The organism is Blautia fusiformis, from assembly GCF_020686995.1.
GTDB classification, from domain to species: domain Bacteria; phylum Bacillota; class Clostridia; order Lachnospirales; family Lachnospiraceae; genus Blautia_A; species Blautia_A fusiformis.
On record NZ_JAJEPT010000008.1, the window covers coordinates 68,946 to 93,217 of the forward strand.

Annotated in this window: 21 protein-coding genes; 3 read left to right on the plus strand and 18 right to left on the minus strand. The window is 47.0% G+C overall.

What is annotated here, in order from left to right; translation table 11 throughout:
* Positions 1–29 precede the first annotated feature (29 nt).
* The 13 genes from LKD46_RS08505 to gpr form a co-directional block, all read right to left on the minus strand.
* Positions 30–1,331, minus strand: a complete 1,302-nt coding sequence (locus tag LKD46_RS08505) for a CdaR family protein (protein WP_059086146.1) — start codon at positions 1,329–1,331, stop codon at positions 30–32.
* Positions 1,312–2,196 carry a diadenylate cyclase CdaA gene (gene cdaA, locus LKD46_RS08510; protein WP_015527426.1) on the minus strand — a complete coding sequence of 295 codons (885 nt, stop codon included), beginning with the start codon at positions 2,194–2,196 and terminating at the stop codon, positions 1,312–1,314. The genes LKD46_RS08505 and cdaA overlap by 20 nt, the downstream gene beginning before the upstream one ends.
* 42 nt (positions 2,197–2,238) lie before the next feature.
* Positions 2,239–3,348: a hypothetical protein gene (locus LKD46_RS08515; RefSeq protein ID WP_110102815.1), complete on the minus strand. Its 1,110-nt coding sequence runs from the start codon at positions 3,346–3,348 to the stop codon at positions 2,239–2,241.
* Positions 3,345–3,779 carry a hypothetical protein gene (locus LKD46_RS08520; protein ID WP_015527429.1) on the minus strand — a complete coding sequence of 145 codons (435 nt, stop codon included), beginning with the start codon at positions 3,777–3,779 and terminating at the stop codon, positions 3,345–3,347. The genes LKD46_RS08515 and LKD46_RS08520 overlap by 4 nt, the downstream gene beginning before the upstream one ends.
* 147 nt (positions 3,780–3,926) lie before the next feature.
* A complete protein-coding gene (locus tag LKD46_RS08525) occupies positions 3,927–4,634 on the minus strand; it encodes a ComF family protein (protein ID WP_021651891.1) in 708 nt (235 codons plus the stop codon).
* Positions 4,631–6,904, minus strand: coding sequence for an SF1B family DNA helicase RecD2 (gene recD2 / locus LKD46_RS08530; protein WP_015527431.1), 2,274 nt, complete (start codon positions 6,902–6,904; stop codon positions 4,631–4,633). Before recD2 ends, LKD46_RS08525 begins: the two co-directional genes overlap by 4 nt.
* A gap of 125 nt (positions 6,905–7,029) precedes the next feature.
* A complete protein-coding gene (mreB, locus tag LKD46_RS08535) occupies positions 7,030–8,013 on the minus strand; it encodes a rod shape-determining protein (protein ID WP_022426956.1) in 984 nt (327 codons plus the stop codon).
* 133 nt (positions 8,014–8,146) lie between these two features.
* Entirely contained in the window at positions 8,147–10,996 is a 2,850-nt protein-coding gene (gene uvrA / locus LKD46_RS08540) for an excinuclease ABC subunit UvrA (RefSeq protein ID WP_110102816.1), read from the minus strand.
* Between the two features lie 154 nt (positions 10,997–11,150).
* Positions 11,151–12,287 carry a radical SAM family heme chaperone HemW gene (hemW, locus tag LKD46_RS08545; RefSeq protein ID WP_110102817.1) on the minus strand — a complete coding sequence of 379 codons (1,137 nt, stop codon included), beginning with the start codon at positions 12,285–12,287 and terminating at the stop codon, positions 11,151–11,153.
* Positions 12,277–12,663 carry a hypothetical protein gene (locus LKD46_RS08550; RefSeq protein ID WP_021651885.1) on the minus strand — a complete coding sequence of 129 codons (387 nt, stop codon included), beginning with the start codon at positions 12,661–12,663 and terminating at the stop codon, positions 12,277–12,279. The genes hemW and LKD46_RS08550 overlap by 11 nt, the downstream gene beginning before the upstream one ends.
* A gap of 11 nt (positions 12,664–12,674) precedes the next feature.
* Positions 12,675–14,483: a translation elongation factor 4 gene (lepA, locus tag LKD46_RS08555; protein ID WP_021651884.1), complete on the minus strand. Its 1,809-nt coding sequence runs from the start codon at positions 14,481–14,483 to the stop codon at positions 12,675–12,677.
* Positions 14,484–14,565: 82 nt separating this feature from the next.
* Positions 14,566–15,936 carry a stage II sporulation protein P gene (locus LKD46_RS08560; protein WP_227574023.1) on the minus strand — a complete coding sequence of 457 codons (1,371 nt, stop codon included), beginning with the start codon at positions 15,934–15,936 and terminating at the stop codon, positions 14,566–14,568.
* Between the two features lie 23 nt (positions 15,937–15,959).
* Entirely contained in the window at positions 15,960–16,889 is a 930-nt protein-coding gene (gene gpr / locus LKD46_RS08565) for a GPR endopeptidase (RefSeq protein ID WP_118515038.1), read from the minus strand.
* Between the two features lie 291 nt (positions 16,890–17,180).
* Here gpr and rpsT point away from each other — a divergent pair, with 291 nt between their 5' ends.
* A complete protein-coding gene (rpsT, locus tag LKD46_RS08570) occupies positions 17,181–17,444 on the plus strand; it encodes a 30S ribosomal protein S20 (RefSeq protein ID WP_022426951.1) in 264 nt (87 codons plus the stop codon).
* A 113-nt stretch (positions 17,445–17,557) separates the two neighbouring features.
* A complete protein-coding gene (locus tag LKD46_RS08575; RefSeq protein ID WP_182466228.1) occupies positions 17,558–18,130 on the plus strand; it encodes a M48 family metallopeptidase in 573 nt (190 codons plus the stop codon).
* 3 nt (positions 18,131–18,133) lie between these two features.
* Here the strand turns inward: LKD46_RS08575 and holA are convergent, their stop codons facing one another.
* Positions 18,134–19,129 (minus strand): DNA polymerase III subunit delta, encoded by a 996-nt coding sequence (holA, locus tag LKD46_RS08580; RefSeq protein WP_118515040.1) that lies wholly within the window; start codon positions 19,127–19,129, stop codon positions 18,134–18,136.
* A gap of 171 nt (positions 19,130–19,300) precedes the next feature.
* On the opposite strand from holA, the gene LKD46_RS08585 reads away from it, so the two are divergent.
* On the plus strand, positions 19,301–19,708 hold the full coding sequence (locus LKD46_RS08585) for a DUF6465 family protein (protein WP_022426948.1): 408 nt from the start codon (positions 19,301–19,303) through the stop codon (positions 19,706–19,708).
* Positions 19,709–19,833: 125 nt separating this feature from the next.
* On the opposite strand, the gene glpK is transcribed toward LKD46_RS08585, so the two are convergent.
* The 4 genes from glpK to LKD46_RS08605 form a co-directional block, all read right to left on the minus strand.
* On the minus strand, positions 19,834–21,333 hold the full coding sequence (gene glpK, locus LKD46_RS08590; RefSeq protein WP_022426947.1) for a glycerol kinase GlpK: 1,500 nt from the start codon (positions 21,331–21,333) through the stop codon (positions 19,834–19,836).
* Between the two features lie 51 nt (positions 21,334–21,384).
* Positions 21,385–21,960 (minus strand): glycerol-3-phosphate responsive antiterminator, encoded by a 576-nt coding sequence (locus LKD46_RS08595; RefSeq protein WP_015527444.1) that lies wholly within the window; start codon positions 21,958–21,960, stop codon positions 21,385–21,387.
* 213 nt (positions 21,961–22,173) lie between these two features.
* Entirely contained in the window at positions 22,174–23,292 is a 1,119-nt protein-coding gene (locus LKD46_RS08600; protein WP_015527445.1) for an Ldh family oxidoreductase, read from the minus strand.
* A 141-nt stretch (positions 23,293–23,433) separates the two neighbouring features.
* Positions 23,434–24,165 carry a glycerophosphodiester phosphodiesterase gene (locus LKD46_RS08605; protein ID WP_021976755.1) on the minus strand — a complete coding sequence of 244 codons (732 nt, stop codon included), beginning with the start codon at positions 24,163–24,165 and terminating at the stop codon, positions 23,434–23,436.
* Between the last annotated feature and the right edge of the window lie 107 nt (positions 24,166–24,272).

Genomic DNA, 24,272 nt, shown 5'->3' on the forward strand with positions numbered 1-24,272 from the left:
CTTCAAGCCTTGTCCAAAGCTGTGATTACTTACTGACTGCTGCTGTCTACATTGGAAACCTTGGAGATTTTGATCTCGGCGGTTACATCCTCCAGCAGCTTGTAGCCTTCCGGAAGACTGATTTTGATCGGTACTTCGTAGCTTCCCTCCTCCCAGTCATCCATGGAAAGTACTGCTCCCACCGACTTCAGATCAAATTGGGAAAGATCTCCTTCTTCCGCCTGCACCTTCAGTTCAATATCCGCAACTTCAAATGCCAGCTGCAGATCATCAGGCAGACCCTTTACTTTGATATCCTCTGTCGGGAAGCTGTATATCTTACTGCCCTCCGGCAGGATATTGACTGTGATCCAGAGGTCCGTACTGGATCCTGATGTCAGCTTGAGGCCATCCGGAAGAAGCTCTGACAGGTTTACTTTCTTTTCCACGTCATTGCTCTTTCCTGAAATATCCACATTCTCATTGTCTAGATAAATGGTATTTCCCTGAAGTTTCAGATTGTTCAGTGCTTCCTCACTTCCGGCTACGCTGAAAGTCTCCGGTACTGTTGTGACACTATCCACAACATAGCCTTCTGCTGGTTCCCCTGTATATCCCGCACTGATCCGTATATCAGAACGCACCTTCCAGAGCTTTGCCGTGACATTAACCTTTCCGTTGTTGTCAAATTTCAGATAGCTCATGGAATTTGATGAAAGAGTGTCCTGATTCTTATCTGTGATAGTCAGTTCTGCGTCCGTGATCATCGTATCCTGATCGATCCCGTCAAGTTTTGAACTTACATCCACACTCACACTATCTATTTTACCAACCAGAGATTCCGGTCCTGTAATACGGACTTTTTCCGGATTTGCGGTGAGCGAAGCAATCTCCAGCCCCTGTGCCGGCTTGCTGTCATCACTGGTAACATTGATCGCAAATTCTTTGGTCACCTTTTTTTCCAGATGGACACTCAGATTCTGCGGTGATACACTAATGTTTTCCGGCAGTATCCCGGAGCAGGTCGCTGTAATGGGAATCATTACAGGATCTGTATCGGTAGACTGGGCCTGCTGCAGATCCGCAACTGCCTTAATATCACTTGAGGTGAGACGGTTGACTGTCTTCCGATCACCTGTAATATAAACACGTACGGAATTTTCACGGTCATCCTGCATGACCATCTCACCCAGCTGATCCACATAAGCTTCGTTAATGATCTGCACATCTGAGATCACAAAGCCTTTCGTAATGATAGGGTCATCAACATTTACTACGATCAGCCACACCAGGATTCCCACAATAATCGACATGATCTTCAAAGGGATGTTCTTAGTCAGATTTTTCTTCATGTTTCACTCTCCCTTTCAGCAGATTTCTCAGCTTACCGTTGTCAACAACCTTTTTATTCTGAGCAGAAACAAGTACTTCACGAAGCTGCTTGCTGTTAAGCCCTCTGGACAGTTCTCCGCCTCTGGCCACTGAAACCTGTCCTGTCTCTTCCGAAACAATGATCGTAAGAGAATCCGTAGCTTCGCTGATACCCACACCTGCTCTGTGTCTTGTTCCCAGCTGTTTGCTCAGTTCCATATTATCTGAAAGAGGCAGATAGCAGGTTGCTGCTACTACACGGTTCCCACGCACGATCACCGCTCCGTCATGAAGAGGTGTATTATGCTCAAAAATATTGATCAGCAGCTGACTGGTAAGGATACCGTCAATATTGATACCGGTTCTCACATATTCGTCAAGCCGGATCTCTTCCTCGATCACGATCAGTGCTCCGGTCTTAACTTCACCCATATCAAAACAGGCCTTTACCAGTTCGTTGATAGTCTTGTCATTGAAACGCTCCTGCACTTCCCTGCCGGAATCAAAGGGAATAATGTTGGAAACAAACTTCTTCTGTCCCAGCTGCTCCAGCGCCTTCCTCAGCTCCGGCTGAAAGATTACGATCACACCGATCACCAGCACATTAGCCAGGTTCCGGAAGATCCAGAGGATCGTATTCATTTTGAAGATATATGCGACCAGGATAAATCCAAGGACGATCAAAATGCCCTTCAGAAGGGTATATGCACGTGTAAATTTAATCCATGCCATAAACTGATATACAAAAAAGGAAATCAGTCCGATCTCAATGATATCTATCACGCCAAATCCCGGAAGGGAAATCTTCCCCAGATATCCGGCCACAACTGTCAGCACATTCTGCATAAGTCTCCTCCTTTCTTCCTGAGCTATTCCAATCGTTCCTGTTTAAAGATCCTTCAGCGATTCCTCCAGCTGTTTTTCGAAATCGATCTTGTCCAATCCCTGCGGTTTCTCACTTACTGTATTTTCGGAAACCATATCCGGCATCTTTACTGTATGCATTTCGTTCTTCTCAGGAAATACATCATCACTGAAAGACACAACATTGTCTTCTTTTTTTTCTTCTTTTACCGGCTCCGCATTGATCTTTTTGATGCTTCTCTCAGAAGTGGCGACCGTTGCCTTCGGAACGGCTTTTACGTAGTAATAGTACTCATCATCCTCATATTCCAGACGTTCTGTTCTGCTGTAATCTCCGCCAAAAACAAAGAACTCCAGAACAAATCCTGCCAGTACGGAGATCACTGTGGACAGGATCATCGGCACCATGGCTACCGTAATACTAATGCAGAAATCTCCGGCAAGGATAACCAGGATATAGATCACGCCGCCGGCAATGACAGCGATCCTCCATGCATAATCAAACGCCCGTGTTCTCAGAAGGTTCACAAACAGGATCACTACCACAAACGCGATCACCGTGATCCACATTGCCCAGTTGTGGACAAGTCCGTCAGAGATCAGCTTCAGTTTTTCTGTGATCTCTGCGGCAGGATCACTGAGTGCCGCCGACTGTGCATGTACAAACCGTATAAAATAATAGATCACAACACCGCATCCGGCCGGAAGCGCTGACAATGCACTACCCAGCAGGCCTGCTCCGATCGGCATAAGTGCAGGAACACCAAATCCGAAGGAAAGTGGTGTAAGGATCATTGCAAGATTCTGTGACCTGCTGAATCTTAGGAACAGGATCAGCATAAACAGAATAAGAAGCAGCATAAATCCTGCCGTTTCGATCCCGACTGCATAACAGTGCCCGATCATCAACGCAAATCCCAGAAACATCATCACGGAAACCGGAAGGATCGAACATACAAGCGCCAGGATCAGGACAACAAAAATATTATCCAGCTGTTTCATGTAGCCCATATTGCTGTTGATCCAGAGAAAATAGGCAAATGCCAGAACAAACTTCAGGACCGGCAGTATATATACTTCATATTGTCCGTAAAATCTTTTGATATTCTGTTTGATCTCAAGTAAAGCTGTCATTTTCTATGTCCTCCTGCATTTCTCCGGACCGGATTTCTTTTTTCCTCCCGCCCGTAGATTTTTTCCAGTCTTGTAAGATCCTGATAATATTCCCTGACACTTTTTTTTGCCCGGAAATATTTCACAGAATACTGGATGTAGGTCAGTATCGAATATACAACAAGCACGATCAGATAACCGACGATGATATAGATCCCAACCTCGACCAGATTAATCTTATTCACATTATCCATAAGATATTCGCTGAAATATGCGGCAACGCCTGCAAGTCCCAATATATATCCGATCGTTACCAGAAAAAAGTTTCTGATCAGTGCAAGTCCAATATAATCACTTCGATAATATCTGCTCACCGGAAGATACTTCCTGCCTTCTCCATGCTCATACATGGCCAGACGGTTCATGATCTTCACTTTTTCTTCATTTACCATAAAAATAACTCCTCATAAGCTTTCTTTATCAGGAAAATCCCCGATATATGATCTGCATTACGCTTTCCATACAGTTATACTGTTTAACTGCAATCAAATTTATTGTAGCATAGTTCCATACCTATGAAAAGTGTTTTTTCGGCTGTTTCATGCCCTTCCTGCGCATATTGTCAGAAAATAAACTTTCTCTGCACCGGCCTCAAGAAGACACATTGCCATGGCATCTGCCGTACTTCCTGTTGTGTATACATCATCCACCACAAGTACAGAAAAACCCGGGATCTTTTCGGTTACCTGATATGCATTTTTCAGGTTCTGACGCCTCTGTATGGCATTAAGTTTTTTCTGAGATCTTGTGCTTCGTATCTTCTTTACCAGATGCTCATTCCATGGGATCCCCGTAAGAACACTGAGCCTTTCTGCCAGATATGCTGCCTGGTTAAAACCTCTCATCCTTTTTTTTCTGGGATGCAGAGGAACGGGAACGATCAGATCAGGCTTCCACCGTTCCAGATATTTTTTTCCGAAGACGCTCATTGCCTTTGCATAAAAATCCCCATATTCCCGACATCCGTAATACTTAAATCGTACCAGAGACTGTCTCCAGACCTCTCCGTACCAGAAAATACTTCTGCCCTCCGTAAAATGATGGGCACCCTTGCGGCAATCTTCACAGTATTCCTCTTCCATTTTTACCGGTCTTCCGCATTTCATACACCTGGGACCGGATATAGGCCTGACCTTTCCGGAACACTCCGGACAGATCAGCCGGTCTTTTTCTTTCAGTATCTGATGACACAGCGGGCATTTTTTCGGGTAAAGCATGTCCAGTAAAAAATCTGCTGTTTTTTTCAAGAAAGTCCTTTCTCCCCGATGGCGCTCTCCTTCTGTTCAGATTCATCCAGCTCCCGGATCCGTCTGTCCAGAGAGCTGTATCTCTGCTGCTGTTTTTCATTACGGATCATCTCCGCAAAAGTGGTCTCGCTGCCTACTACGGTAACACATTTTCTGGCTCTGGTCACTGCTGTATACAGAAGATTCCGATTCATCAGCATCCTTGGTCCGGAAAGGATCGGAAGGATCACTGCCGGATATTCTGAGCCCTGGGACTTATGTATGGTCACTGCATAGGCAAGTTCCAGTTCCTCAAGCTGTTTGAAGGAATATTCTGCCTGTCTGCCATCCTCAAATTCCACGGTGGCCGTTTCCGCAAATTCATTGATCTCCGTCATAATACCGGTATCTCCATTAAACACGCCCACACCTTTATCCACAGGAATCTTGTATCGTCCAAGGATTTCCCACTCCAGCTGGTAATTGTTCTTCACCTGCATCACCTTATCCCCTTCACGGAAAAGGCGCTGTCCGATCTCTTTCTCCTTTTTCTTTTCATCCGGCGGGTTCAGATATCTCTGAAGTATCTGGTTCAGCCGCTCCACACCTAAAAGTCCCTTACGCATAGGCGTGAGCACCTGGATCTCATAGGGCTTTGCATCTACATAACGCGGAAGCTTCTCCTGGATCAGTGCGATCACCACACGGATAATGATGTCCGCGTCATATCTTTTCAGAAAAAAGAAATCCCGGCTCTTGTTATTGATGGTCACCTGCTCGCCCCGGTTGATCTTATGTGCATTCACCACAATATCACTTTCAGATGCCTGGCGGAAAATCTTTTTCAACTCTACTACCGGAAAACAGCCGCTGCGGATAATATCCCTCAGAACATTTCCCGGGCCTACACTGGGAAGCTGATTTTCATCACCTACCAGGATCAGTCTGGTCCCTGCTGTCACTGCAAGAAGCAATGAATGCATCAGTGCGATATCTACCATGGACATCTCATCAATGATGATCACATCCGCTTCCAGCGGATTCTCCGAATTCCTGTCAAAATGAACTGCACGGCCTTCCTGCTCTTCCTCCGGCATTCCATTCAGCTCCAGAAGTCTGTGGATCGTCTGAGCCTCGTATCCGGTAGCCTCTGTCATTCGCTTGGCTGCACGGCCGGTGGGAGCTGCAAGCCGCAGCTCAGCGCCTTCCTCTTCAAAATAACGGATAATCGCATTGATCGTTGTAGTCTTTCCGGTTCCCGGCCCGCCGGTCAGAATGAACAGACCATGACTGGCAGCTGCCGCCACTGCCTGTTTCTGCATTTCATCTAACCGGGTTCCTGTCTCCTTTTCGATCCTGTTGATCCGTTTCTCCATCATCTCCTCATCTTCCGGGCAGAGGATGTTCAGCTCACAGAGCATTCTGGCTGAATTCAGCTCAAGATAATAATATCGTGTGGGATAGACAACTGCACCGTCTTCTGTTTCTTTCAGGATCAGTTTCCGGTCTACTACCATATCCATGAGATGTTTTTCCATGTAGGAGGAATCTACTCCCAAAAGTCCGGATGCCCTGGAAAAAAGTTCCTCCTTCGGGAGATAGATATGGCCTTCTCCTGAAGCCTGTAGGAGAGTATACAACATTCCGCTTCTTATCCTGTAATCTGAATCTGTATGGATCCCGATCCGGGAAGCGATCTCATCTGCGATACGGAATCCCACACCACTGATATCCTCTGCAAGGCGATACGGATTCTCCTGCAGGACTCCATATACAGTCTGCCCATATTTCTGATAGATCTTTGCGCCGAGATTCAGTGATATCCCGTATTTCTGGAGAAAGATCATAGCGCGGCGCATATCTGCTTTCTCCGTCATCTGTTCTGCGATCTCCATGGCCTTTTTTTCGCTGATTCCCTTGATCTCAGCCAGCCGCTCCGGCTCTTCCTCTACAATACGCATAGTATCATCACCGAAACGACGTACGATCCTGGCTGCCAGTGCCGCTCCGATCCCCTTGATCGCACCGGAACCCAGATAACGCTCCATGGCCAGTGCATCCTCCGGCATTTTTTCTACGTAGGAGGCTATCTGAAACTGCTTGCCATACACCGGATGTGTTGTATAATTTCCGGAAGCTTCAATGGCAGCCCCCTGGGTGATCGCAGGAAATGTCCCCACACAGGTCAGTTCCCGTTCCTCTTCCATCCCTTTCAGTACCATGACCGTATATCCATTATCTTCATTTCGGAAGATCACATGATCTATATATCCTGTAACTGTCTCACTCATTTTTTTCTCCATCTGTAAACCTCTGATAACAGCAAAAGGCACTGCAGCTGCAGCGCCTTATCTGTATGAGTTTCCTGCGGCAGTCTCTTCTCTGACCCTGTGCCGTCCAGACGACTCATAACGGTTTACATCCTTGACATGATTTCCGCATATTTTCCTGTTCCGGCAGCCACTACAAGCATTGCATCCTGCACAGTCAATGTGCTGACTCCTGTTTTCTGCTCGATCAATGCATCCATTCCATGCAGCATGGCACCTCCGCCTGTAAGAACGATTCCTCGGTCCATGATATCTGCCGCCAGCTCCGGCGGTGTTTTCTCAAGAACGCCATGGACTGTCTCTACGATCTGTCCGGTCGTTTCCCGCAAAGCGGTCCGGATCTCCTCAGAAGTCAGTGTTGCCACCTTCGGAAGTCCTGTGATGATATTTCTGCCCTTGACCTCCATCGTGCGAAGATCCGCTTCTTCACTGGCTGTTCCGATCTTGATCTTGATATTCTCCGCTGCATCCTCCCCGATAAAGAGGCTGTGCTTCTCACGTACATAATTCATGATCGCATGATCAAAATTATCTCCTGCAACCTTCACAGATGCGGAAACAACCACACCTCCTACGGATACGACCGCAACATCCGTGGTCCCTGCACCGATGTCCACGATCAGATTGCCAAATGGCTTGGTAATGTCTACACCTGCCCCGATAGCAGCAGCAATGGGCTCATCCACAAGAAAAACTTCCCTGGCTCCTGACTGATAGGCAGCTTCCTCAATTGCTTTACGCTCAATCTCTGTGATCCCGCTCGGAACACTGATGCTGACTCTCGGCTTCCGGAACGCTCTCCGTCCCATAGCCTGTGAAATAAAATATTTCAGCATCTTTTCCATTACATTATAATCTACGATCACACCTCTTCGGATTGGCCAGATCACTTCCATATTGGAAGTCAGATGGCTTGCCATCTGTCTGGCTTCCTCACCGATTGCTCTGATCTTCTCTGTATCTTTATCATAAACAACCACAGAGGGCTCTCTTAAAACGATTCCCTTGCCTGTGGAAAACACCAGACTGTTTCTGGTTCCCAGATCGATTCCAATATCCTTTGCCGGCATAAATCCTCCCGCCTGCGTCATACGCATTCTGTATGCTGACGCATTTATGACTTATTCTGTTCCGGTCTGTGCCGGAACGTTCCCGCACTTCATTATATACAAAACCACAGAAATTGAAAAGAACTTTTACCGGTTATTTCTGTTCCAGATATTTTTTCACATATTTACCGGTGTAGGAAACCGGATTCTCTGCTACTTCCTCCGGAGTTCCTCTGGCAATTACCGTTCCGCCTCTGTCACCGCCTTCCGGTCCGATATCAATAATATGATCTGCCGTCTTGATCACATCCAGATTGTGCTCAATGACCACAACGGTGTTTCCTCCTTCAGACAGACGGCGCAGGATCTCGATCAGCTTGTGGACATCCGCAAAGTGCAGTCCTGTGGTAGGCTCATCCAGGATATAGATCGTCTTTCCGGTACTGCGCTTGCTGAGTTCTGTGGCAAGCTTGATACGCTGTGCTTCTCCTCCGGAAAGAGTGGTGGAGGGCTGACCCAGACGGATATAGGAAAGCCCTACATCATACAAGGTCTCGATCTTTCTCCGGATCGACGGTACATTCTCAAAAAATGTCAGTGCTTCTTCCACAGTCATATTCAATACATCATAAATGCTCTTGCCCTTATACTTCACTTCCAGAGTCTCACGATTGTAGCGTTTGCCCTTGCAGACTTCGCAAGGCACATATACATCCGGAAGAAAATGCATCTCGATCTTGATGATTCCGTCACCGCTGCAGGCCTCGCACCGTCCGCCCTTGACATTAAAACTGAAACGGCCTTTCTTGTAGCCCTTTGCCTTGGCATCTGCGGTGGCTGCAAAAAGATCACGGATCTGGTCAAAAACTCCGGTATATGTGGCAGGATTGGAACGGGGAGTTCTTCCGATCGGGGACTGGTCGATATTGATCACCTTATCCAGCTGATCGATACCCAGGATGTCATCATGTTTCCCGGGGATCACTCTGGCACGGTTCAAGTCTCTGGCAAGTCTCTTGTACAGGATTTCATTGATCAGAGAGCTCTTACCGGAGCCGGAAACACCTGTGATACAGGTCATCACTCCCAGAGGAATATCTACGTCGATATGCTTCAGGTTGTTCTCTGCCGCACCCTTTATATGAAGAAATCCGGTTGGTTCCTTCCTCACTTCCGGTACCGGGATCTTCAGCCTTCCGCTTAAATAAGCTCCTGTCACAGACTGCTCATTTTTCATCAGATCCTCAGCTGTCCCCATTGCGACCAGTTGTCCGCCATGTTCTCCGGCTCCGGGGCCGATATCGATGACACAGTCTGCAGCACGCATGGTATCTTCATCATGCTCCACCACGATCAGACTGTTGCCAAGATCACGGAGACGCATCAGTGCCCCCAGAAGCTTGTCATTATCTCTCTGGTGAAGCCCGATACTCGGCTCATCCAGGATATATGCAACCCCCACAAGCCCGGATCCGATCTGTGTGGCAAGACGGATCCTCTGAGCTTCTCCGCCGGAAAGGGTTCCGGTAGCTCTTCCAAGTGAAAGATACTCCAGGCCAACCTCTGCCAGAAATCCAACCCTGGCGCGGATTTCCTTCAGGATCTGTCTTCCAATAAGCTCCTGCTGCTTTGAAAGCTTCAGATCGCGGAAAAAGCCCTGCAGCTTCTGTACCGGCATATTGGTCACTTCATAAATATTCTTATCCGCCACGGTCACTGCCAGTGACTCCTTCTTCAGCCTCTGTCCCTTACATGTGGTGCACGGAGTAATCCGCATAAAGCTCTCGTATTCCTGCTTCATGGCCTCGGAACCGGTTTCACGGTATCTCTGCTCCACATTGCGAATCAGTCCCGGGAACGCCACATCGTAAACGCCCTCTCCCCGCTGTCCTTTATAATAAACCTTCACAGAATGACCGCCGGTACCATGGATGAGGATATCCTGTACCTTCTTCGGATACTCGCAGAAAGGTGTATCCAGAGAAAATTCATATTCCCTTGCCAGGGCATCCAGGATTGCTCTGGAAAAACTTCCCTGCGTAGTACAGGACTGCCATCCGAGAACAGCGATAGCCCCTTCATTGATACTCCGTTTCTTATCCGGAATCATCAGATCGATATCAAATTCCATCTTATATCCAAGACCCAGACACTGCGGGCAGGCACCAAATGGATTATTAAAGGAAAAGCTCCTGGGTTCGATCTCATCAATGCTGATGCCGCAATCCGGACAGGAAAAACTCTGACTGAAATTCAGAAGCTTCCCGTCCATAGTGTCTACTACCAGCAGACCATCCGCCAGATCCAGCACGGTTTCAATAGAATCGGAAAGACGCTTCTCTATTCCCGGTTTCACAATAAGTCGATCCACAACGATCTCAATGTTATGTTTGATATTCTTATCCAGCTTGATCTCCTCAGAAAGCTCATAGAGATTTCCGTCAATCTGCACTCTCACATATCCGCTTCTTCTGGCCTGATCCAGAAGTTTAACATGGGTTCCCTTGCGGCCCCGCACTACCGGTGCAAGAAGCTGGATCTTCTGGCGTTCCGGAAGCGTCATGATCTGATCCACCATCTGATCTACCGTCTGTTTGCGGATTTCCCTTCCACATTTGGGACAGTGCGGGATTCCCACACGGGCATACAGAAGTCGGAAATAATCGTAGATCTCCGTTACCGTACCCACTGTAGAACGGGGATTCCGGTTCGTTGACTTCTGATCAATGGAGATTGCCGGCGGAAGGCCCTCGATACTCTCCACATCCGGTTTCTCCATCTGTCCCAGGAACTGCCTCGCATAGGAAGAAAGTGACTCCATATAACGTCTCTGTCCCTCTGCATAAATGGTATCAAATGCAAGAGATGACTTACCGGAGCCGCTGAGTCCGGTAAGTACCACAAACTGGTCTCTGGGAATATCGACGCTAAGATTCTTAAGATTATTCTCATTGGCTCCGCGTATCCTGATAAAACGCTTCTTATCGTTTGCTTCTGCTGACATGAAAGCCTCCTACTCTGTCCGGTCATAAAAAATACTCCGGTATTCTTCTCAACAGCAGAATCTACCTCTCTTATTCCGCTGTAAAACTTCTGATTTTTTATCAGTATACTGCCAGAACATCCGTTCGTCAAGGTGAAAAAATCGACAAATTTTTCTACAGCAGAAAATCCGCCATCACTCCATTGCTCACATGGATTCCCTTTCTCGAAAGATATATCCTGTCTCCTTTTTGTTCCAGCATTCCGATCTCCAGATGTTTTTTCAGGACCTCTCCGTAAACGTTTTCCATATTTTTTCCGAAATATTTCGCAAACGCTTCCATTGAAACGCCCTCTGTCATCCGAAGCCCCAGAAACATAAACTCAGCCATCTCATCTGCCTCTGTAAGGCTTTCCATATTCTGGCGGATCTTATCCGGAAACGCACTGTTTCCAATATATTCCTTCATATCCGCAGTATTGGAAAAACGCATATGCTCCAGAAGTGAAGACGCCCCAAGTCCCAGTCCCAGATAATCGATCCTCTGCCAGTATCCCTTATTATGACGGCATTCCCGTCCGCCTTTCGCATAATTGGAGATCTCGTACTGATGAAACCCATATTCCTCCAGGATCCCTGCCGTATTCTCATACATACGGTACTCCGTATCCTCATCCGGCAATTTCAGCTTTCTCTCCCCGAAAGGAGTGCCTTCCTCAATGATCAGACTATAGGCGGAAATATGTTCTGGCGAAAGCCCTGCCACCGTGCGGAGATTTTTTTCCCAGTCTGCATAGGTCTGTTCCGGAATGGCACTCATCAGATCGATATTGATGTTGGAAAAGCCTGCATCCCTTGCCATAAAAAAGCTCTCCTGAAACTCTTCCCACGTATGGATCCTTCCAAGGATCTTTAATTCCCGATTCTGCGGGGACTGAAGCCCCAGACTCAGCCGGTTGATCCCGTGTTCCAGATATATCTGAAGTTTTTCTTTATATAAAGTCCCCGGATTTGCTTCGATGGTGATCTCAGCATCCGGGGCCACAAAAAACTTATTTCTGATCTGATCCAGCATCTCTCCAACAAGAGACGGATCCGGCACGGAAGGTGTTCCTCCGCCGATAAAAACTGTGGTGATCTCCCTGTCCGAAAAATCCGGAACAGCGGCAATCTCCCTTTCCAGAGCCTGGAAATATTCACGCTGCCTCTCTTTTCCGGCAGGTCCGGAAAGGAAATCACAGTAATCGCATTTTTTTACACAAAACGGAATATGGATATAGAGCTCCAGCGGTTTTTTCGCCTCATTCTCCATCCATGGCTCCTTCCTCTCCACCACTACCTGATGTATCATTATCCTCATCGGAGCTTGTATCTTCACCGGCACTATCCGCATTATCCGTGCTTCCATCCGAAGCAGCCGGTGTCGGTGTCACGCCATCGATCCCCAATGCCTCACTGCCGTTTTCTGCCAGGTACTCATTGACCATTGTCAGATTTCCATTGCTCGTCACTGCATCCGGATCTACGGTTTTCGGATCAGGAGTGGCAGTCGGTTCCGGCGCTGTACTGATTTTGATCACACTTTCCTCTTCTGCATTTTTCTTCTTTGAACCACATCCGGTAAGCAGAGCTCCTGTTATAGCCAGAAGTCCTGCTGCCAGAAACAGTTTTTTTATATTTTTTTTCAAAAAGTCATCTCCTATTTATCATCCAGCTTCAGGACACTCATAAATGCCTTCTGCGGGATCTCCACGTTACCTACCTGACGCATACGTTTCTTACCTTCCTTCTGTTTTTCCAGAAGCTTCTTCTTACGGGAGATATCTCCACCGTAACACTTGGCAAGTACGTCTTTACGCATGGCTCTTACCGTCTCTCTGGCAATGACCTTGCTTCCGATAGCTGCCTGGATCGGGATCTCAAAGAGCTGTCTCGGGATCTCGTCTTTCAGCTTCTCACACATCTTTCTTCCACGCTCGTAAGCAGTATCTGCATGCACGATAAAGGAAAGAGCATCCACTTCTTCTTTATTCACAAGGATATCCAGCTTCACAAGCTCACTTCTCTCATATCCGTCCAGTTCGTAATCCAGGGATGCATAACCTCTGGAACGTGATTTCAGTGCATCAAAGAAATCATAAATGATCTCGTTCAGCGGCAGTCTGTATTTCAGGAGTGCACGGGTTTCTTCCATATATTCCATGCCTTCATACTGACCACGTCTCTCCTGGCAGAGATCCATGATCGCACCAATGAACTCTGTGGTTACCATGATCTCCGCCTTCACCATAGGCTCTTCCATGTATTCGATCTCTGAAGGATCCGGAAGGTTGGTGGGATTGGTCAGCTCGATGATCTCACCATTGGTTTTATAGACCTTATAGATAACACTCGGTGCTGTAGTTACAAGATCCAGGTTATACTCTCTCTCCAGACGCTCCTGGATGATCTCCAGATGAAGAAGTCCCAGGAAGCCGCAGCGGAAACCAAATCCAAGGGCGACCGATGTCTCCGGTTCATAATAAAGGGAAGCATCGTTGAGCTGAAGCTTCTCCAGCGCGTCACGGAGATCGCCGTACTTGGCACCATCTGCCGGATAAAGGCCACAATAAACCATAGGGTTTACCTTCTTATATCCCGGAAGTGCCTCTGCACAGGGGTTGTCCGCATCCGTTACCGTATCACCCACGCGGGTATCACGGACATTCTTGATGCTGGCTGTGATATATCCGACCATACCTGCTGTCAGCTCGTCACACGGGATAAACTGACCCGCTCCAAAATATCCAACCTCCACAACCTCCGTGGTGAATCCGGTCGCCATCATATGGATCCTCGTGCCCTTTTTCACACGTCCGTCCTTCACTCTGCAAAATACGATAACACCCTTATAAGGGTCATAAACAGAGTCGAAGATCAGAGCCTTCAGAGGTGCATCCACATCCCCCGCCGGCGCCGGGACCTTATTGACGATCTGCTCCAGGACCTGGTCTACATTCAGTCCTGTTTTTGCGGAGATCTGCGGTGCATCCTGCGCTTCGATTCCGATCACATCCTCGATCTCATTGATAACACGCTCCGGATCCGCACTTGGAAGGTCGATCTTGTTGATCACCGGAACCACATCCAGATCATGGTCCAGTGCCATATATACATTGGCAAGTGTCTGAGCTTCGATTCCCTGTGCTGCATCCACAACAAGGATCGCTCCGTCACAGGCAGCAAGGCTTCGGGAAACTTCATAGTTAAAGTCCACATGTCCCGGGGTATCGATCAGGTTAAAAATATACTCATTTCCGTCCTTGGCTTTGTATACAATACGAACCGCCTGGGATTTGATGGTGATTCCTCGTTCTCTCTCAAGGTCCATGTTATCCAGAACCTGGGCCTGCATTTCCCTCTCGGTAAGAAGTCCCGTCATCTCGATGATACGGTCCGCAAGTGTTGACTTGCCATGGTCGATATGTGCAATGATACAAAAATTCCGAATTTTACTCTGGTCTATCATTCAGGAAGTCCTCCTTAAATTTCTCTCGTATAAAGCGTTCAGAACGCATATTTTTCCATACTGCTCTTTATCATATCATATTTCAGCCTTCTTTGTCACTGCCTTTCAGAACTCTGTTTAAGATATCTGCAAATGGTTCCATGGCATTTCGGACTTCCTCCACGGTATTTGTCTGTGCTCCGGCCTCCAGAAGCAGGGCCCGTGGCTTAAGATGCAGATTATAGCGAAGACCTGCCAGATAGATCCCCCGGTAAAGATCGGGGTAATACTGTGCCGCCTGATATTCTAGCTGAAAGGAAAATGCCAGATTCTCTTCTATGTAAGGATTGGGCAGATAACTCACTGCCCCCTGACTGACTGTATAGCTTAATCCATTATAAAAAAGCAGCTGAGCAGTAGGTTTTCCATTCACCTGCGTTACCAGATGACGCTCATCCGGCACACCATCTCTGTGAAGGTCGATCACAACTTCAATGGTGGGATTTTCTTCCAACACTTTTTCTATGGATGCCCTAGCATAATCATAAGCCTTGCTCCTGTCCAGTGTTCCTCCCATCATATCAAAGGCATCTGTTATATGAATGACCTGGTATCCATATGTTTTTTCCAGAAGTTCAGTAAGATGATCTCCCACTCCTACGATGGTGTCCTCAGTCTGTCCTTCTCTTGAATCTGCAAAAGCCTCCTGGGAATGGGTATGATAGATCAGGATCTGGGGTACCGATGAATCCTTTTTAACGGACAGATCCTCCTTCAGAAAACGGGGCGCACTGATCTGCTGCGCATTCGTTTCCGTATTGGAATCCAATATAAAAAACTGATTCATCACATAGTCAAAATCTGCCAGTTTCGCCTGAGACAAGTCAATCTGCGGATGTGGCAGTGCCACAGTCTCCTGTTCCTTCGCAGTATTTTCACCGGATTGGTTCTCCTCTGACGGAGGAGTCTCCGGTTCTGTGTCCCCCGGCTCCGTAGCTTCCTGTTCTGAACCTCCTGGCTCTGTAATTTCTGGCTCAGCAACTTCCTGTTCTGTATTTCCCTTAACAGTCTCCTTTTCATTTTTTTTGCCGGCAGAGGATTTTTTCCCTGCCATTTCTGCCTCTTCCGCTTCTTTCTTTTGAATTTCTTTTTTCTTTTGAAGCTCTTCTTTCTTCTGAAGTTCTTCTTTCTTCTCTACCTCTTCCGCCTCGGCCATCAGCAGCGTCTCCTGCTCTTTTCGGTTCTCTGATTCCACTTCTTTACCCAGATGCTCTGCGTTTTTTTCCTGCAAAAGCATCTCTGTTTCCCTATCTCTGCCATTTTCCTTCTGCAGAGCTTTCTTTTCCAGAAAGCAATACAGCGGCAGCTGTCTGTAGATCTCACCATGCCTGAAAAAATCTCCCGGAAGGACAGCCACCACACACAGGAAGATCAGGCTCAAAACCACGCAGAAAGCCCTCTGGATATTCGTCACCCACGATCACCTCTTATGGTATTTTATGACCTGTCCTCTTCGATTAGACTATCGGAAAAAGCCAGATTCAGTCCCTCGGAAATGGTAAAGCTTAAATACCGTACCGTTTCATCCACATCCTTTGGTGTTACAAACATGGTGTAAAGCTTCGGCGAGATCATTTCTTCCAGAAACTCCTTCTGCTCATCTTCCTCCAGCGCCTCCAGAAGCTCCGCCATGGAATCATGGACAATAGTAGCCGCATCCACCACAGTCGGAACACCGATCCCGATCACACGGACCGAAAGATTTTCTTCATTCAGGCCTTCCCTGTGATTTCCCACGCCGGAGCCCGGACTGATCCCGGTATCCGTGATCTGGATCGTCCGGTTAAGTCTTGTCGTACTTCTGGCCGCCAGCGCATCTACGGCGATCACCAAATCCGGCTTTGTCTCAGAAACAACACCACGAACAATTTCCAGAGTTTCCATTCCGGTCTGTGCCATCACACCCGGAACGATCCCGCTGATCTGGTGCATTTTCATATGTCCATTGCTCTTCAGCCCATATTCCCGGATCACATGCCTTGTCATGTGAAGATTGGAAACTGTACGAGGACCAAGGGAATCTGCAGTAATCTCCTGATTTCCAAGCCCTACCACCAGAATTGACAACTGACGTCCAAGATCGATCAGTTCCCTTAAATGATGTGCCACTTCTTCAGAAATCTCCCTGTGATAATCCTCATCCGGAACGGAAAGATCCGGTGCCTCAATGGTAATATAGGTGCCCTGTGGTTTTCCCATGGCCCTGGCTCCGTTTTCCGTTGTGATCCTTACAACTGTAGTACGCACCTCCTTTTCCTCATCGTATTTTTCCCTGATCTCTACTCCATGTACTTCTACATTTTCCTCCCGAAAGCGTTCCGTTGCTTCCAGTGCCAGGTCTGTTCTGATTCTGCTCCTTCCAGCCATACTCTCATCCTCTTTTTCTGTAAAATCAAAAAGACTTTTTCGCTGCTGCCTGCAGCTTTTCCGGTGTTTTCCCTTTTATTATTTCCCTTTTTCCCATAAATATGTATCATTTCCGCTTTTACACACAGCATCTGGTATTTTTCGCATATTTTTTTGAATTTTTGCGAAAAACATCTTGACATTCCTGTGCACGTATAATAATATATATAAGCATGTTTCATAGGAGCGCCCGTGTCTGTTCCTGTGAATGTAATTTGATATTATATTTTTAAGGAATCGGAGGTGTACGAATTGGCTAACATTAAATCCGCAAAGAAGAGAATCTTAGTTAACAGCACTAAGGCTGCAAGAAACAAAGCAATCCGTTCTGCAGTTAAGACTTCCATCAAGAAAGTTGAGACAGCAGTTGAGAATAAGGATAAGGCAGCTGCAGAGGTTGCTCTTAAGGACGCAATCTCCACAATCAGCAAAGCTACATCCAAGGGCGTTTATCACAAAAATAACTGCGCCAGAAAAATTTCCCGTCTTTCCAAAGCTGTCAACAGCATTGCGTAATAGACCACGGAATATTTTAGTTATAAGCTTATAAGTAAAAGGAAAGACAGTCGAACCGTCAGCGACTGTCTTTTTTGTATATAGATTTCTGCATTGACCAAAAGGAGTTTTTTATGATATCTCATCCCTTTCCCTACCGCATTATCCGCAGCAGCCGGAAAACCCTGGCGATCCAGGTCAGCGTTTCCGGTCAGGTGACTGTCCGCGCTCCACACACAATGCCAGATTCCACCATCCATCGTTTTCTCTCACAGAAAGAAAGCTGGATCCTGGAGCATCTCTCACACGCTGCCACTGAGCCGGCACAGTCCCCGGCTGAAAATCCGCCTCTTTCGGAATTCCGCCGCAGTTATTATATGGAATCCGCCAGAAAAATATTCAAAAGAAAAACCGCAGCCTACGCCAGAAAAATGGGCGTAACCTACGGCCGTATCACGATCCGGGAACAAAAAACCCGCTGGGGAAGCTGCACCAGCGAAGGAAACCTGAACTTCAACTGGCGGCTGATCTTCGCCCCGGAAAAAGTCCTGGATTATGTTGTGGTACACGAACTTTCCCACAGAAAAGAAATGAATCATTCCCCTGCCTTTTATGCAGTGGTGGCATCTGTGATGCCGGAGTATAAAGCCTGCGAAAAATGGCTCAGGGACAACGGAGCGACCCTGTGGAAGAACCCGTCTTCGTAAAACTCAGGCCCTCACTGCTCTCGCCGAGCTGTACTTCACGATCAGAAGCTCCACGCTGAGCACATCTCCAAGTGTACCTGTCTTTACCGCCTCTTCCGCATCCACAAAATCCCGCACAGCATTCTCCAATTCTTCCACAGTGTAGGATCTGGCACAGGACGCCAGATTCCGCACAACAAAAGAGGGTACTCCCAGTTTGGAAGCGATCTCAGTCTGAGAAAGACCCTCCTGCGACATTTTCTTGGTCAGGCAGATCTGGCGAAACTGTTTCGCCAGAAGAAACAATATCCTCATTGGCGGTTCCCGAAGAGTCAGAAGGTCATAGTACAGATCCAGGGCCCGCTTCTGGTTCTTCTCCGTCACCGCACGCACCATATCAAAGATCTTATTGGTTGTCTGTGTAGTACAGACAGCCCGGATATCTGCAGCAGTCACAACATCTCTTCCAACTGTATAGGAGATCAGCTTTTCCAGCTCCATCCTTATATTTCCCATATCTGTTCCCGTCATGGTCAGCAAAAGCTCCACATCTCTCTGGGTGATCCTGCGGCCATTTTTTCCAAGGATTCCTGCTGCCCACCGCATAAGAGTCTTTTCATCCTGCTGTTTAAATTCCCCGATGCTGCCGCAGGCTTTTACCGCCTTGTACATACGGCTTCTTTTATCTACTTCAGACTCGCAGAACACTAGATACAGATAATCAGGCAGAGCTTTCATATAATCTGCCAGTTCCTCGCATTTGTTCTTAAAGAATCCCGTATCCTCAAGAAGGACTACTCTTCGCTCTGCAAAAAAGGGCATGGTATCACAAAGACTCAAAAGCTCCCGGACATCGATCCCCTTCCCCTCATATCTGGTAAAATTCATGGTATCATCGTCCGGGTTCAGAGCCTTCACCAGATTTCTTTTATATTGTTGTTTCAGATAGGCTTCCTCACCGTAAAGGAGATATGCCTGCTTAAATTTTCCTGTTTTAATATCTTCCTGAATATTCTTCAATCTCTGTACCCCTGTCTGATTTTCTCTGTAATCCAGTTTATACGACAACTGCCGGAAATGCAACACCCAAGCAAAAATTTGACTTTCCACCGGATTCATGCTACTGTAAACAGGTACATATTCCGGCAGATCCGTTCTGTCAGCGAAATATGTGGAAGGGAGTGTTCCATTATGGAAAAAAGAAGAAACAGCAGAACAAGCAACCTGAAGAGCGCAACCACCAAGGCCAAAGCTACCGTGAAATCAACTGTAGAAAAGATTGAAAAAACACCTGCAGCTGAAAAAACCGTTAAAGCAGTCAAAAAGGCAACAGAGACTGTAGCAGCCAAGGCACCAGAAGTAGTAGAAGAAGTTAAGAACACTGTAAAAAATCATAAGATCAGCGGCATCACACTTGAAATTTTTGAGACATCCATCACAGTTGCCGACCTTGAGGCAGCTGTTAAGAAAGATGCAGAAGCAAAGGGCCTGAAAGGCAAAGAGCTCCACATCTATGTAAATGCAGAAGAAAGAGCAGCTTACTACACTGCTGACGGAACGGGTTCCGACGATTACAGGATCGATCTGACCACTCTGTAAGCTCCGGCGGATCTGTTCCGCGATCGCTTATATGCCGGTCTGTCTGTGACATTCCGGAAACGCAAAAAAGCCATGCACAGGACATTTTCATCCGGTCCCGCTGCATGACTTTTCTTTTTTATCTTTTACTGGATCTTTTTGATCCAGTCTCTGGAGCAGCCTACTGCAGCTCTCCAGCCTTTTACCATGGCATTTCGCTTCTCATCATCGATCTCCGTGCGGAAAATACGTTCCACATCACGGCTTTCCAGTACTGCCTCCTTGCTTTCCCAGAATCCCACAGCAAGACCTGCAAGATATGCGGCACCAAGAGCAGTTGTCTCAATACATTCCGGACGTTCTACAGCCACATTACTGATATTGGCCTGGATCTGCAGGAGAAGATTGTTTGCACTTGCTCCGCCGTCTACACGAAGAACTGCAAGGTCACTTCCTGCATCTTCCTTCATAACCTCCAGCACATCATTGACCTGATATGCAAGTGATTCCAAAGTCGCACGCACAATATGATACTTATTTACACCACGGGTCAATCCCACGATCGTGCCACGGGCATACTGATCCCAGTAAGGAGCTCCAAGTCCTGTAAATGCAGGCACGACGTAGCAGCCGTTTGCATCCGGTACCTTTCCCGCAAAATACTCGGTATCCGATGCGGAATCCACCAGATGAAGCTCATCACGAAGCCACTGGATCGCAGCACCAGCCACAAATACGGATCCCTCCAGAACATAAGTGATCTCTCCGTTAAGTCCCCATCCGATGGTTGTAACCAGCCCGTTATTGGAAAATACCGGTTTATCTCCTGCATTCATCAGAAGAAAGCCACCGGTTCCATATGTATTCTTGGTTTCACCTTTCTCAAAGCAGGCCTGTCCGAACAGCGCCGCCTGCTGGTCCCCGGCAGCACCGGCTACCGGGATCCTTCCACCGAAAAAGGACGGATCTGTCTCACCATAAATCTCACTGGACTCTTTTACCTGCGGGAGCATGCATTTCGGAATATCAAGCTCCTCCAGGATCTCATCATCCCACTCCAGTGTATTGATGTTGAACATCATGGTTCTGGACGCATTGGAATAATCTGTTACATGAACAGCTCCCTTGGTCAGCTTCCAGATCAGCCAGGTCTCCACGGTACCAAACAGAAGCTCACCCTTCTCTGCTCTTTCGCGGGCACCCTCCACATTATCCAGGATCCATTTTACCTTGGTGGCAGAAAAATACGCATCAATAACAAGTCCTGTTTTCTGACGGAATTTTTCTTCCAGTCCCTTTGCTTTCAGGCTGTCGCAGTATTCTGAGGTTCTCCTGCACTGCCATACGATGGCATGATAAACCGGCTGTCCCGTATTCTTATCCCAGACAATGGTGGTCTCTCTCTGATTGGTGATACCGATCGCTGCAATATCCTCTGCCGTTGCCTCAATCTGGTTCATAGCCTCTCTGGCAACAGAAAGCTGTGTGGACCAGATCTCACCTGCATCATGCTCTACCCATCCCGGTTTTGGAAAATGCTGGATAAACTCCTTCTGTGCCACACTGCGGATCCTTCCGCTTTCATCAAAAAGAATACAGCGGTTACTGGTCGTTCCGGAATCCAGCGCCATAACATATTTTGCCATATAAAAATCCTCCAATACATTTCTTGGCTGCGGCTCAATGCCTCTGCAGCCTCATAATTCCCATACCTTCTGATTTGTAGTGGAAACCGCTGCTGCCCCCGCACCCAGGGCTCCCATCACGTCCTCCTTATCGGAGATCAAACCGCCTGCGATCACAGGCACCTTGCTTGTTTTACATATCTGTTTAAGAATCTTCGGCATCAGCCCCGGCAGAACCTCTACCACATCCGGCAGCTGCTCATGCTGATTTCCCAGATTCTCAATGTTCTTGATCGCCATGGAATCAATAAGGAAAAAACGCAGAACTGTATACATTCCAAGCTTCTTCGCCCTGTTGATCATGGATGCTTTTGTTGAAATGATCCCATCTGCATGGATATTTTTACAAATATAATCCACAGAAACCTCTTTTGAGCTTAAACCTGTGATCAGGTCTATATGTGCCATCGCGATCTTCCCCGCCTGGTGGATCCGCTCCACAATTCCCCCAATAGAACGGATATCTCCATACAGGATAAAGATCACGGTAAGCTCCTCCCTGCCCAAACAGTTCTGAAGCCCCTGCTCATCCTTTACAGCCGCTATGATCGGGTTCGCCTCGATCGCGTCCAGAAATTCTTTGTTCATCTTCTCTCTTCCTCCGCAATGTTCACACAATATCATTTTATCTCCGCGCATTATTTGAAGATATTATTCTTATTGTATCAGTTTATTGCTTCAAAGACCAGACGCATTTGCCAAATATATCTGTTTTATTTCCGGCTGTATTACAATTCTCAGACAATCTTCTTCTCTGGTAAAAGAAGGGAAGCCCCTATGGACTTCCCTTCTGCAGATACATTATTTCTCAAACGGGAATTTGAACTGTGTAAGTCCGAATTCATCGCGAAGTCCGATAAACTCTTTCTGAACTGCCTCTGTCACCGGAACTCCCTTATCCTTACGATACATCCATACATCATATTCCTTCTCGCCTGCTGTGTAGATACGTTCCTGTCCAGGAGCCTTCTCGGAGCCTCTCAGGTCTCTCAGGATATCACCGCATGTTTTCTTGAATGCCTCTGCACCCATAAATGCCTCTGTGTCGATAGCAATAAAGAAATGTCCAAGATGATATGGACGGATCTTTCCTTCCTCATCCTTACCATCCAGAGCTTTCAGGAAGAGACCGGACTGAAGAGCAGCGGAAAGGATCTCAACAACCGTAGAGTATCCGTATCCCTTATATCCTCCGGTTGTCTCACCAAATCCACCGAGAGGAGCAAGTGCTGCCTGCTGGCTTCTGATCTTCTTAAGGATCTCTGCACTATCTGTAAGCTCCTCTCCTTCTCTGGAAATAACAAGACCCTTAGGAGTATCATGGTTGATACGTGCGTAGTATTCGATCTTGCCATTCTGGATAACAGATGTTGCACAGTCCAGTGTAAACGGGAACGGCTCATCTGTAGGCATACTAAATGTTAATGGGTTGGTTCCAAGCATATTCTCAACACCAAATGTCGGTGCAACAGATGGTCTTGCGTTAGTACCGCTGATACCGATCATATTCTCCTTTGCTGCGAGACCTGTCCAGTAGCCTGCGATTCCATAATGGGAAGAGTTACGGACTGCAACCATACCCATGCCGTATTTATGTGCTTTTTCGATACACATGTCCATAGCCTTCTTGCTGGCTACCATTCCCATACCATCGTTAGCATCAAGAACTGCAGTTGTCGGTGTCTCTTTAAGAATATCGATCTTTGTTACAGGATTTAAGATTCCGGATTTGATACGGTCGATATAGATCGGTTTAAAGCGGTTGCAGCCATGGCTCTCGATTCCACGTCTGTCACTTTCCAGAAGTACATCAGCGCAAAGTCTTGCATCCTCCGTCGGAACTCCCATTTTCTCAAATACTGCAGTCATAAAATCGTCTGCAAGCTGCCAGGAAATAAAAGGTCTTGTTTCTTTCTCCATTGTAAAACTCCTCCATATACATTATTATAGTTTTTTTATTTTGCTTATATAGATCTGCAGCAGGACCCCCTCCTGCCGGAGATTTCAAATTTAGCCTGCCTCCTGTATGTGCCTCACAGAAAGCGCCTTTACATCGCAGTTTCAATCCTCGTCTGCCACTGCTCTTCCTCTGTCCGGATAATTGGTAATGATGGAGTTTACTCCCCATTTCTTCATCCTTCTCATATCCTCTTCCTCGTTTACAGTCCAGACATTCACCCCGATCCCATTCTGGGAACAGCTGCGTACATGTTCTTCCTTCAGGTATTCCAGATTCGGATGATAATACTGCACATCACAGGTTCTTGCATAAACCCCTGCATTATCCACATATTTCTCTACCAGAAAGCCTCCTGCAATAGTCTCATCACTCTGTCTGCACAATACAATGGATGCGTTATTGAAAGAGGAAAGGATGATCCGATCCTCCAGACCATATTCGCAGATCATATCAATGACCTTCTCTTCCATACCACCATAATAATAAACACTGTTCTTCAGCTCGATGTTTGTAATCAGATCTTCCTCCTCTGCCATCCACTCCAAATACTCTCTCAGAGTCGGAATCTGAAGCCTGCCGAATTTTCCGGCAAACTTATCCGGATAACTGCAATCCAGTTTACACAGCTCAGCATATGTAAGATCATAGATATACCCGTTTCCATCTGTGGTACGATCAACCTTCTCATCGTGCATGATCACCGGAACCAGATCCTTGGTCAGCTGCACATCAAGCTCGATCCCCTCGCAACCAGCCTCCACTGCCTTCTGAAACGCCAGCATTGTATTCTCCGGATATTCTCCGCTGAAACCACGATGTCCAAATACTTTCATTCTAATCATCCTCCATTCAATGCATTACATCGTTGTGAGCATTTTTGCCAATTCATATTTCTGATTATATCATAGCTTTTATTTATTTTCAACATTTTTTATCGACT